Raw genomic sequence first — 11,240 nt, 5'->3', positions numbered from 1 at the left:
GCTTTGAGAATCGGGAAGAGCGCGACCAAGAGGAGCATCGCGAGGCCCGCCGCGGACGGGATCACCATGACGAGGATCTGCCCCACGACGTAGCCGCCCGCCAAGACGAGGTACGGGGCCCTGAGGGCCGCCAGGGGCTTCACGGCGACGTCGACCAGCGCCTTCGCGGCGCCGATGCGGTCCATGTAGGCGGCGAAGCCGCCCGCCGTCATGATGAGGAACCCGGTCCCGGCGCTCTGCTTCGTCGCGATGTTCTTGAACGTCGCGAAGATGTCGAAGAGCCAGAAGCCGGAGGGCTTGACGCCCTTCGGGAGGAAGGAGGCGTCACCCATCAGGGCGACGCAGATGAGGATCGCAAGCCCCGCGAAGAGCAGCACGAGATGCGTCTGGAAGCGCTTCACGAGCGCCCAGCCCGCCACCACGGTGACGGCGACGGCGATCCAGGGAAGAAGTGCGGACATGAGGTTCTCCGATGTGTGGTCTTGGGACTAATGGTCTTGATGAGAGGGTTCCTTCGGTCAGAGGAAGGCCGCGAACTCGCGCTCCAGTGCGGCGACGGCCGCGCACTTGTCGGCGACGCTCGCCGCAAGGCGCTCACGGCGCAGTTGAAGTTCCTCACGCGCTTCGCGCAGCATCGCGTCGACTTCCGCGGGGGCGGCGCTCCCGCTCGTCCTGCGGGCGGCGACGATCCCCTTCGGGTCGAGGGCGTCGCGGAATTCCGCTTCGCTCATGGGGAGGTCGGCGGGCGCCTCCGGGAATTCCGCGCGGACGACGTCGCCGTAAATGCGCTGCATCTGGGCGTAGGGGAAGGCGAGCGGCAGCACGTTCTCGGCGCGGGCCCAGGAGACCATCGCGCTCGCGACGTGGTGGCCGATCCTAAAGGGCAGCCCGTAGTTGCGCATCAATCGGTCGGCGATCTCCTGCGAGGCGGTCCAGTCGCTGTTCAGCTCCTCCAGGGCGCGTTCCGGGTTGATGCGAAGGGCGTTGAGAACCTTCAGGAAGCGCTTCAGCATCCCGACCGCCGCGCGGGCCATGCGGGTGTTCTTCTCGACGCTCTTCCCGTCGGTCATGCCGGGGACGACGTTGTGGGCGCGCATGTGCACGGCGTTCATTTCCGCCAAAACGTCCGACGCGTCCGCGCGGCAGTTGTTCATGAGGCCGGGGTTCCTCTTTTGCGGCATGGCCGACGACACGTACGTGTTCTCGCCCCCTTCCTGCAGGATGATCCAGGGGCGCGGCTGCGCGTACTGAACCATGATGTCGTTCACCATGCTGCCGACGTGGATTGCGATGCTCCCGGCGACGGACGCGATTTCGAGGACCGCGTCGACCGGCGCCTGGCAGGTGGCGTCGAACGCGTTCCGGACTTCGCGCGCGAACCCGAGTTTGGCCGCCATCGCGGCGCGGTTCAAGGGCCACCCGGTGCCGTTCAATACGGTCGCCCCCATGCTCGACATGTCGTATCGGACGAGGCACTGCGCCAGGCGTTCGCGGTCGCGCAGGAACGAGGCCGCAAAGCCCAGGAGGTAGTGCGCGTAGCTGTTGGGCTGCGCGGCGACGCCGTTCGTGTAGTTGGGAACGATGGTGTCGCGGTGCTGCTCGGCGAGATCCAGGATCTTCGCGATCACGTCGTCGAGGGCTCCGGCGATCTGCGCCGCCTCCTCCCAGTCGAGCGCCATGCGCATCGTCGAGAGGATGTCCTGGGAGGAGCGCCCCGCGTGGATCAAGGTCACTTCGGGGGACGTCGCCGCGATGAGAAGCGGCTCGTAGGCGATGTACTTCTTGACGCGCTTCGTGGGATCGACGGCGGCCGCCTCTTCGACGGCGCGGATCCCGCGGGCGGCGAGGCGCGCCGTCGCGTCGTCCAGGAGGCCCTCGGCGCGGTTCACGACGACGGTCGCCTTGTTGATGGTCGAAATCCAGAAGAATTCGTCGCGGGGCTGGGTCTTCGCGGCGGCTTCGGGTTGGGTGTTCTGCACGGTCCTCTCCTCTGAGGGTGGGTTGATGTCCCCGAGTTTCGCTGAAGGCGAGGTGGCCGGACAACGGCCTGACGCGCAAAGTCACTTTGCGCAATACGCAAAGCAAAGGAGGTTAGAATGATCGGGAGAAACGCGAAGAAAACCGCGGCGGCTGCGGGCTTCTTTGCATGAGAAACACCGGCTGGCGGCGGTTCGCGGCCGGAAGAATCCTCGGAGGAACGGATGTCCCGAATCGACGACCTCAATGCCTGGCGCGCCTTCGTCGTCTTCGCGAAGGCGGGGACGCTCTCGGGCGCGGCGAAGGTGCTGGACGTGGAGGTCTCGAGCGTCTCCCGCGCGATCGCGGCCCTGGAGAAGAGCCTGGGGTGCGAGCTCATCCGGCACGCGGCGAGGCCGCTCACGCTGACGGACGCCGGAAAGACCGCCCTGAAGCGGATCGAACCGATCCTGCGCGCCCACGAATCTTTGGTCGAATCCCTCATGGAGGACGCCAAGGCCCTGGAGGGCCGCATCCGCTTGTCGAGCGCGCCGGGCTTCGCGTCGCGGCGGCTCGCTGGGATTTTGGAGCGTTTCTATGCCGTGCATCCCGGAATCACGATCGAGATTCTGAGCGGCCTTCAGGCGGCGGACGTCCAGAAGGGTCTCTGCGAGGTGGCGACGTTGACGGGCATGCCGACGCTCCCCGGGCTCGTCTGCATGAGCCGCGGGCGAAACGTCTATCTGCCGGTGGCGAGCCCCGGTTATGTCCGGCGCCACGGGATGCCGGTTTCGCCCGATCAGCTGCGTGCGCATACGGGCTTCATCTACGCGGGGCCGGTGCGTGCGGAAACGAAGGAGCTCTTTCGCGGCGGGCGCCGCGAGGCGGTGCAGTTCGGACAGGCGATCCGCTCGACCGACATCCTTGCGATCCGCGATGCGTTGCTGAAGGACATGGGCGTCGCGGTCGACATGCCGCTCGTGCAGATCCACGAAGACCTCCTGGACGGGAGGCTCGTGCCGATTCTCCCGGGTTGGTTCCGTCCGCCCGTCGAGTGCTTCATCGCCGCGGGCCGCGCCGCGTGGCACATGCGGCGCGTGCGTGTCTTCTTCGAGTGGTATGCGCGGGCGATGCAGGAGGTCTTTGCGTCCTACGAAGCGAAGGTCTCGGCGATCGTGGGGCTCCCCCACGACGAGGTTGCGGTGGACCGCAACGAAATCTTCAGAACTTGATTTGCACCCGGCGCAAATCTACTTTGTGGTCGGTCCTGTTTTGCACACAGTTGTGTCCGTTTAGGGTTGAGGTCAAACGGACAGGGAAACGACTCAGCCTTGCCCGATGAAGACCAAATCCGCAATGGATCCCAATCAGGAGAAGACCATGAACCATTCCCATCAGGCCGTCGTGAAGCCCCTCGCAGGGGCTGTGTTGGCAGCGCTGCTCCTCGCCTCCGGCGCGCAGGCGGCCGACGTTTCCGTCTACGGCATCATCGACCAGGGCGTCAAGTACACCCGCGACGGGCACGAGAATTCCTTCGAAATGAATTCCGGGCAGATCAACGGCTCGCGCTTCGGTCTGCGCGGCAAGGAAGAAATCTCGTCGGACCTCAAGGTCTACTTCAACGTTGAGGCCGGTTTCGATGCGGACACGGGTGCGTTGGGCGACGAAGACCGCTTCTTCAACCGCAATTCCATTGTCGGGCTCGAAACGCGTTGGGGCGACTTCAAGATCGGCCGCACGGCAGGCCTCGTGTCGGGCAATTCGGGCGGCATTTTCGCCGGCCGCGTCTCCCCGTTCGGCATCACCTGGCAGGAAGCTCAGTCGACTCAGGTGCTCTCGGGCGCCGTGGGTTCCCGCGTCGACAACAGCATCACCTATGCGTCGCCCCGCATGGCGGGCTTCCAGGTGCATCTGCAGGCTTCGAACGGGATCGATTTGGACGACTCCGTCCGCTCGTCCTACAAGGACCGCTATGCCGCGGCGGGCGTCACGTACCGTGCGGGCGGCCTTCGCTTCGTTGCGGCCGTCGACCGCATGTTCACGAAGAATGCTCAGGCGCCCGGGACCGCCGGCTACCGCGGCGACGACTGGATGACCTACAACATCGGCGGCTCGTACGATTTCGGGATGGTCCGCATCCACGCGGGCTACCAGTACGGTGACGGCGTGACGCGCGTCGGCAAGATCAGCTCGTCCGTCAAGGGGGCGTGGAGCGCGACCAACGAAAAGAACACGACGGGCTTCGACACCCATGGGTTCGTGCTCGGCGCCAACATCGATGTGGCTGGGGGTGAGCTCAAGGTGGCGACGGGCTACGTCAAGGGTGAACGCGACTGGAAGCGATTCCGTGACGATGGGTCCTTGAGTTACACCTACGATCAGGAGGTCGAGGGCTATCAGTTCGCGCTGGGCTACCTCTATCCGTTCTCGAACCGCACGGACTTCTACGTTGCGGGCGCCTACGTCCACGGGAAGGATGTGACGGACAGCATCAACTACCTCTCCACTGGGAACGTCGCGGCAAAAGACGCCACTAAGTCGCACCTCAAGTCCTTCATCGCGGGCATCCGCCATTCCTTCTGATCCATGCGAAAAGCCCCCGCTCGAAAAGCCGGGGGCTGAAGAGGAACTCATCATGCAATGGGAAAAGCATCTGACCGCGCTCGCGACCCTCGCGACGTTCGCCGTGGCGGCGACGGTTTCGGTCCCAGCGGCCGCGGCCGACTACAAGGTTGCGCCCTCGGTGACCGCACCGCTTGAGAAGAGCCCCAAGGTGGCGCTTCTCATCGGGAACTCGTACTCCTTCTACAACTGCGGCGTGCATACGGCCCTCCGCGGCCTCATGCAGAAGGGGGAACCGAAGGAATCGATGAAGACAAGGCTCCTTACGATCAGCTCGGGTTCGTTGAGCTTCCACGACGTGGCGCAGTACCTGTCGCCCCATGAGCAGGACCCGTACGCGGACGTTGAGGACGGCAAGCTCAAGCATCCGATGTTCGACGTTGTGCTGCTTCAGGGGCACTCCACCGCGGCGACGTCGAAGAAGCGCGTGCCGTACTTCGAAAAGTACGCCAAGGCCCACGCTGAGACGATCCGTGCCGCCGGGAGCACGCCGCTTCTCGTCATGACCTGGCCGAAGAAGGACAAGCCGGAAGACATCCGCAAGCTCGCCGACACGACGATCCGCATCGGGAACGAAGCCGGGATGCGCGTCGTTCCGGTGGGGCTGGCCTTCATGGAGGCTATCCGTCAGAAGCCGGACCTTGAGATGTACATGCCCGACAAGAGCCATCCGTCGATGGCCGGCACGTACCTCTACGGCGCGGTGCTCTACGCCTCGCTCTTCGGGCGCACGCCCGAGGCGATTCCGTACCTCGGCGAATGCGAAAAGCCGCTGCCGGAAGAAACCGCCGCGTTCCTGCGCGGCGTGGCCTGGAAGACCGTGAAGGACTTCTACGGCTGGAAGTAAGGACGAAGCACTTCCAAAGCGCCCACGGCCGCTTCAGACATGAGGCGGTTGTGGGCGATTTCGTCGGCCAGCCGCTCGGGCGGGAAGGCTTCGATGCGGTCGACTTCGCCGGGGCGCGGAGAAAGCGGAAAGCCGACGGGCACTTCGGTCGCGAAGCGCACGGTCTTCTCCAAAAGCAGTCCTTCTCCTGGGAGTACTTCCATGCGCACGCCGCCCGGGATCGTGCGGATGGGCAGAAGCGCGACGTCGAGTCCTGCCTCTTCAAGCGCTTCGCGCGCCAGAGCGGCCTCGGGCGTTTCGCCCGCCCGCACCATGCCGGCCGCGAGCGAATCCCAGAGCCCCGGGCCGATCCGCTTCGTCGCGGGGCGAAGCCCCAAGAGCACCGCGTCCCCTTGGGTGGCCGTCAAATGCACAACGTGGGTGAGCGCGCCCAATGCTCGAAAGAGCGACCGGTCGGCGGCGGCCAAGGCGTCGCCGACGGGCTCGATCGAAGAGGGGGTGATGCGGAGCGCGAAAAGCCCCAACGCCTCCCCCGTGGGTTCGGGAGCGAGCCCCCGGGCGATGAAGACGCGCTGGACCTCTTCAAGAAGTCCCGCACGGCCTTCAGGCGTGCCGGGGTCGGGGAGACGCAGGGTCTCCCCGTCGACGGCGGCCAAACCGGGCTCGACGAGCGCGCGGGCGGCATCCGGTCCCACGAACCCGATCGCGGCGCGCCCCAAGCACAAAGCCCCGAAGGACTCGGGGCTTTGCAAGGGTCGGGACCGGTACGCTTGGAACCAGGTCCCGACGTCGTGAAGGCCTTCGGGCATCAGAGGCCGGCTTCCGGACGCATGTGCGGGAAGAGCAGCACGTCGCGGATCGACGCGGCGTCGGTCAAGAGCATGATGAAGCGGTCGATGCCGATGCCGCAGCCGCCCGTCGGGGGCAGGCCGTACTCGAGCGCGCGGATGTAGTCCGCGTCGTAGTACATGGCTTCGTCGTCGCCGTGGCTCTTCGCTTCGACCTGGGCGCGGAAGCGCGCGGCCTGGTCGTCCGGGTCGTTGAGTTCCGAGAAGCCGTTCGCGGTTTCGCGGCCGGCGATGTAGAGCTCGAAGCGCTCGGAGATGTCGTGGTTTTCGTCCGAGGCGCGGGCCAGGGGCGAGATTTCCGTCGGGAAGTTGATGATGAAGGTGGGCTCGATCAGCTTCGATTCGGCGGTTTCCTCAAAGAGCGCCATCTGAAGGGCACCCAGGCCGACGTAGTCGGGCTGCGGGGCGCCGAGACGGGTGAGCTCGCTTCGGAGGAACTCTTCGTTTTCGAGGTCGCCCATCGTGTACTGCGGGGCGTGCTCGAGGATGGCCTCGACCGGCGTCACGCGCTTGAAGGGCTTCGAGAGGTCGATCGTGTGGCCCTGGTACTGAAGGACGGCCGAGCCCGTCGCCTCAATGGCGACGTGGCGCAGGAGCGCTTCCGTGTAGTCCATCTGATCGACGTACGTCCAGTACGTCGCGTAGAACTCCATCATCGTGAATTCGGGGTTGTGACGGACCGAGACGCCTTCGTTGCGGAAGTTGCGGTTGATCTCGAACACGCGCTCAAAGCCGCCCACCACGAGGCGCTTCAGATAGAGCTCCGGCGCGATGCGCAGGTACATGTCGATGTCGAGCGCGTTGTGGTGCGTCACGAAGGGCTTTGCGTTGGCACCCCCGGGAATCGGGTGGAGCATCGGCGTTTCGACTTCGAGGAAGCGGTTCTGCAGCATGAAGGCGCGGATCGCGGCGATCGCCTTCGAGCGCACGAGGAAGCGCGAGCGGGATTCCTCATTCATGATGAGGTCGACGTAGCGCTGGCGGTAGCACATTTCGGTGTCGACGAGACCCTTGTGCTTGTCGGGAAGCGGACGGATGTTCTTCGTCATCAGGCGCACTTCGTGCGCGCGCACCGAGAGTTCGCCCGTCTTCGTACGGAAGAGCGTGCCCTTCACCGCGACGATGTCGCCCAGGTCGAACTGCTTGAAGGCGGCGTAGGATTCTTCGCCCACGGCTTCGCGTTCGATGAAGTACTGCATTTCGCCCGTGAAGTCGCGCACCGTCGCGAAGCTCGCACGGCCCATGACGCGCTTCAGCATCATGCGGCCCGAGACGGCCACTTCGGGCTTGGCGGCTTCGAGTTCTTCGGCGGAGGCCTCACCCCACTTCGCGCGGATGTCGCCGAAGAGGTCGGTGCGCTTGAAGTCGTTCGGGTAGGCGACGCCCGCCGCGCGGAGCTTGTCGAGCTTGCCGCGGCGTTCGGCGATGAGACGGTTTTCTTCCTCCGCGATCTGCGCGGCGGACAACTGGGTTTCGTTTTCAGCCATGTGATTTCCTTCTTGGGGGCGGGAGGCCCGTAGGGGGCCTCCCGCGCCCGGTCAGCGGGAGCCTGCGGCGGTCGTCATTCGGCCTTGGGGCCGATGCCGAGCTTGAGACTCGCCTCGATGAACTGGTCCAAATCGCCGTCGAGAACGGCGCCGGTGTTGCCTGTTTCCACGTTCGTGCGGAGGTCCTTCACGCGGGACTGGTCCAGGACGTAGCTGCGGATCTGGTGACCCCAGCCGATGTCGGACTTCGACTCTTCGAGCTTGTTCTGCGCTTCCATGCGCTTTCGCATTTCAAGTTCGTAGAGCTTCGCCTTCAACTGCTGCATCGCTTTTTCGCGGTTGCGGTGCTGCGAACGGTCGTCCTGACAGATCGTGATGATGCCGGTCGGGACGTGGTGGATTCGGACGGCGGATTCCGTCTTCTGGATGTGCTGACCGCCGGCGCCCGAAGCGCGGAACACGTCGACCTTGAGGTCGGCGGGGTTGATCTCGATTTCGATCGAGTCGTCCACTTCCGGATAGACGTAGACCGACGTGAACGAGGTGTGGCGGCGCGCGTTCGAATCGAACGGGCTCTTGCGCACGAGGCGGTGGATGCCCGTTTCGGTGCGCAGCGTTCCGAAGGCCCATTCGCCCTCGATGTAGAGCGTGGCGGACTTGATGCCCGCGACGTCGCCCGCACTTTCTTCTTCCAGGGTGACCTTGAAGCCCTTGCGTTCCGCGTAGCGCATGTACATGCGCTCCAGCATGCTCGCCCAGTCCTGGGCTTCCGTGCCGCCCGCGCCCGCCTGGATTTCCAGGTAGCAGTTCGCCGGGTCCATCGGCTGGTTGAACATGCGCTTGAATTCGAGCGAGGCGACTTCGCGTTCGATCGCCTCGACGTCCTGGCCCACGGCTTCAACCGTGTCCCAATCTTCTTCCGCCATGGAGAGCTCGAAGAGCTCCGCGGCGTCGTTCAGGCCCGCGGTCAGACGCTGGAAGCTGCCGACGATGTCGTCGAGGAGCTTCTTTTCCTTGCTGATTTCCTGGGCGTGTTTGGGGTCGTTCCAGAGGTCGGGATTCTCGACCTCACGGTTCACTTCTTCGAGTCGGCGCGCTTTGCGATCGACGTCAAAGATACCCCCGAAGTTCGATCAGCCGGCGGCTGAGGTCTTCCTGAAGATTCTGGATCTGGTTGATGCGTTCGACTTCCATGGGTGGGAAACCTCGTTCAGTACTTGAATGGGGTTGAAATGGGGGCGCCGGGCCGCCGGACTCACCCCAAGTCGGGAGTCGACGGGGCCGCACCCCGAAAATGAAGCCGTCATTATAGCGAAGCGGCCCGGAAATCCTTGGATTTTCGGGCCGCGGGTGAGGTGTCCGGAGCGCCGGACGGCGTTATTCGGCGGCTTCGGCCGCCTCGACGACGAGCTCGACCGTCCTGCGGCCGTTCCAGGCGTTGATGACCGGGCGGTACGCGAGCCGCACGGTGCCGGGAAGGGCCGCCGTGCGCCGGAAGAAGATGGCGCCGAAGCGCTCGGTGCCGAGCTCCAGCGTGAGTTTGAGGTGCGCGTCCTTCACGATCTTTTGGCTCAGAACCCGGAAGGTGTTCGCAAAGAGCGGAGGCTCGAACCCCTGACCCCAGATCTGGCGGTCGGTTTCCATCACGAGCCGCTCGGTGATGTCGGTCGGGCGCAGTTCCCCGTCCGTCATCACGGTGTGTTCGAACGCGTGCGGGTCGGCCAAGGTGCGCACGGCCTCTTCAAAGGCCGCCCGGAAGTCGGCGAGGCGCTCGGGCCGCAGCGTCAGCCCCGCCGCCATCGCGTGCCCGCCGAATTTGAGCACCGCGTCGGGGAGGCGCTTAGCGACGAGGTCGATCGCATCCCTGAGGTGCACCCCCGGAATGCTGCGCCCGGACCCCTTGAGGTTCCCGGACTCGGAGGGCGCGAAGGCGACGACCGGACGGTTGGTCTTCTCGCGGATGCGCGCGGCGACCAAGCCCACCACGCCTTCGTTGAAGCCCTCGTCGTAGATCGCGAGCGCGGGCGTTTGCTCGAGGTCCGTCCCGGCGATCGCGGCCAAGGCCGTCTCCTGCATCTCGGCTTCGAGTGTGCGCCGCTCCTGGTTCGTGTTGTTGAGGCAGTCGGCGAGGTAGTGGGCGCGCTCGGGGTCGTCCGCGAGGAGGCATTCGATCCCGGTTTCCATGGAGGCCAAGCGCCCGGCCGCGTTGATGCGCGGGCCCACGGCGAAGCCGAAGTCGGCGACGCTCGCTTCCTTGGCGTCGCGGCGCGCGACCGAGAAGAGCGCGAGGATCCCGGGGTGCGTGCGGCCCTGGCGGATGCGCTTCAGGCCCTGCGCCACGAGGATGCGGTTGTTCTTGTCGAGACGCACGACGTCGGCGACGGTGCCGAGCGCGACGAAGTCGACCAATTGATCGAGCCTCGGCTGCGTCGTCTGGTCGTAGACGCCGCGCTCGCGAAGGAGGGCTCGGAGCGTCAAAAGCACGTAGTACATGACGCCCACGCCCGCCAAGGCTTTCGACGGAAACGCCGAATCGGGAAGGTTCGGGTTCACGATCGCCGCGCACTTCGGGAGTTCCGGCCCGGGGAGATGGTGGTCGGTGACGACCGTGTCGATCCCCATGGCGGCGGCGCGCGCGATGGGTGCGGCGCTCGAAACGCCGTTGTCGACCGTGAGGATGAGGTCAGGCCGGGGGTTCATCCCCGCGATGATGTCGACCAAGGCGTCGGTGAGGCCGTAGCCGTGAAGGACGCGGTCGGGGACGAGATAGTCGACGGTGAGCCCCATCGCGCGGAGGCCTCTCAGGCCCACCACGCAGGCGGTGGCGCCGTCGCAGTCGTAGTCGGCGACGATGATGACGCGTTCGCCCCGCTCACGCGCGAGCGCGAGGCGCTCGGCCGCTTCGCGGGTGCCTTCGAGCATCGCGGGGGAGAGAAGCCCCTTCCATTCCTGTTCGAGGTCTTCGCGGCAGGTGATGCCGCGGGCGGCCAGCGCGCGGGCGATCGGGGCGGAGTGGCCGCACTGCTGGAGCGACGCCGCGGCGCGCACGTCGTAGGGTCGGGTGAGGATGCGGGTCAAGGCGAGACTCCGTCGATGAGCCAAAGGAGGGGGGCCACGGGCTTCGGGCGCCGGATGAAGGAAAGAAGCCCGGCTTCCTTCGGGGTCATCGTGGCGGAGGTGCCCGCGCCGAACATGACGACGACGGGTTCGTCCGCTTCGCGCGCATCCGAGGCCGCCTCCGCCTTGAGCGCCATGAAGGCCGCGTGCGCTTCGGGAAGCGCGCGGCGCCAGGCGTCGAGGTCTCCGCGCAGCCACGGGCGCATCAGATGCGGGATGACGGCCAGGAGGTCCCCCTTCGGGGCCGCGCGCCAGGCGGTCGCGAAGGGCGTCGTGCGGTCCTTGAGCATCCCGGCCTTCTGGGCCCAGCCGCGGATCGCAGCGTCGTCCGAGAGGACCGCGCGGATCTTCGTGGGTGGGAGC

9 protein-coding genes and 1 pseudogene are annotated in these 11,240 nt (G+C 65.8%); 3 read left to right on the top strand and 7 right to left on the bottom strand.

From position 1 onward, the window contains the following. Together dcuC and HMPREF9440_RS06705 are read right to left on the bottom strand one after the other, a co-directional pair. Positions 1 to 461, bottom strand: a 461-nt coding sequence (gene dcuC, locus HMPREF9440_RS12020) for a C4-dicarboxylate transporter DcuC (RefSeq protein WP_040764449.1), incomplete at its 3' end; no start/stop codon positions are given. Positions 462 to 518: 57 nt separating this feature from the next. Then, complete coding sequence (locus HMPREF9440_RS06705) at positions 519 to 1,979, bottom strand: argininosuccinate lyase (RefSeq protein ID WP_008542712.1); 1,461 nt, start codon at positions 1,977 to 1,979, stop codon at positions 519 to 521. A 222-nt stretch (positions 1,980 to 2,201) separates the two neighbouring features. Here HMPREF9440_RS06705 and HMPREF9440_RS06700 point away from each other — a divergent pair, with 222 nt between their 5' ends. The 3 genes from HMPREF9440_RS06700 (at position 2,202) to HMPREF9440_RS06690 (ending at position 5,425) form a co-directional block, all read left to right on the top strand. Then, the gene (locus HMPREF9440_RS06700; protein ID WP_008542711.1) at positions 2,202 to 3,188 is read left to right on the top strand and encodes a LysR family transcriptional regulator; all 987 of its coding nucleotides are present in this window, start codon (positions 2,202 to 2,204) and stop codon (positions 3,186 to 3,188) included. Positions 3,189 to 3,336: 148 nt separating this feature from the next. Then, positions 3,337 to 4,539 (top strand): porin, encoded by a 1,203-nt coding sequence (locus HMPREF9440_RS06695; protein WP_157180698.1) that lies wholly within the window; start codon positions 3,337 to 3,339, stop codon positions 4,537 to 4,539. A 52-nt stretch (positions 4,540 to 4,591) separates the two neighbouring features. Beyond that, complete coding sequence (locus HMPREF9440_RS06690) at positions 4,592 to 5,425, top strand: SGNH/GDSL hydrolase family protein (protein WP_008542708.1); 834 nt, start codon at positions 4,592 to 4,594, stop codon at positions 5,423 to 5,425. Here HMPREF9440_RS06690 and HMPREF9440_RS10695 read toward each other — a convergent pair. The 5 genes and pseudogenes from HMPREF9440_RS10695 to HMPREF9440_RS11495 all read right to left on the bottom strand — a co-directional run. Next, complete coding sequence (locus HMPREF9440_RS10695; protein WP_008542707.1) at positions 5,410 to 6,234, bottom strand: NUDIX domain-containing protein; 825 nt, start codon at positions 6,232 to 6,234, stop codon at positions 5,410 to 5,412. The two genes, HMPREF9440_RS06690 and HMPREF9440_RS10695, sit on opposite strands and share 16 nt — an antisense overlap. Then, the gene (lysS, locus tag HMPREF9440_RS06680) at positions 6,234 to 7,760 is read right to left on the bottom strand and encodes a lysine--tRNA ligase (RefSeq protein WP_008542706.1); all 1,527 of its coding nucleotides are present in this window, start codon (positions 7,758 to 7,760) and stop codon (positions 6,234 to 6,236) included. Before lysS ends, HMPREF9440_RS10695 begins: the two co-directional genes overlap by 1 nt. A gap of 74 nt (positions 7,761 to 7,834) precedes the next feature. After that, a protein-coding gene (gene prfB, locus HMPREF9440_RS06675; protein WP_148516499.1) for a peptide chain release factor 2 occupies positions 7,835 to 8,954 on the bottom strand; the annotation gives its coding sequence in 2 pieces (ribosomal slippage) (positions 7,835 to 8,872 and positions 8,874 to 8,954; 1,119 coding nt in all). Between the two features lie 183 nt (positions 8,955 to 9,137). Further along, on the bottom strand, positions 9,138 to 10,838 hold the full coding sequence (recJ, locus tag HMPREF9440_RS06670) for a single-stranded-DNA-specific exonuclease RecJ (RefSeq protein WP_008542704.1): 1,701 nt from the start codon (positions 10,836 to 10,838) through the stop codon (positions 9,138 to 9,140). Then, positions 10,835 to 11,240, bottom strand: a pseudogene (locus HMPREF9440_RS11495) (hypothetical protein); the annotation flags it as partial. The gene recJ and the pseudogene HMPREF9440_RS11495, both read right to left, overlap by 4 nt.

The organism is Sutterella parvirubra YIT 11816, assembly GCF_000250875.1.
GTDB lineage: Bacteria > Pseudomonadota > Gammaproteobacteria > Burkholderiales > Burkholderiaceae_F > Sutterella > Sutterella parvirubra.
Note: the sequence above shows the minus strand (reverse complement) of the source record. Positions and strands in the feature narration are given on the sequence as shown.

Coding starts and splice junctions, on each gene's coding strand:
- HMPREF9440_RS06695 (WP_157180698.1), top strand. CDS start 3,337: ATGAACCATTCCCATCAGGCCGTCGTGAAGCCCCTCGCAGGGGCTGTG.
- HMPREF9440_RS06690 (WP_008542708.1), top strand. CDS start 4,592: ATGCAATGGGAAAAGCATCTGACCGCGCTCGCGACCCTCGCGACGTTC.
- lysS (WP_008542706.1), bottom strand. CDS start 7,760: ATGGCTGAAAACGAAACCCAGTTGTCCGCCGCGCAGATCGCGGAGGAA.
- HMPREF9440_RS10695 (WP_008542707.1), bottom strand. CDS start 6,234: ATGCCCGAAGGCCTTCACGACGTCGGGACCTGGTTCCAAGCGTACCGG.
- HMPREF9440_RS06700 (WP_008542711.1), top strand. CDS start 2,202: ATGTCCCGAATCGACGACCTCAATGCCTGGCGCGCCTTCGTCGTCTTC.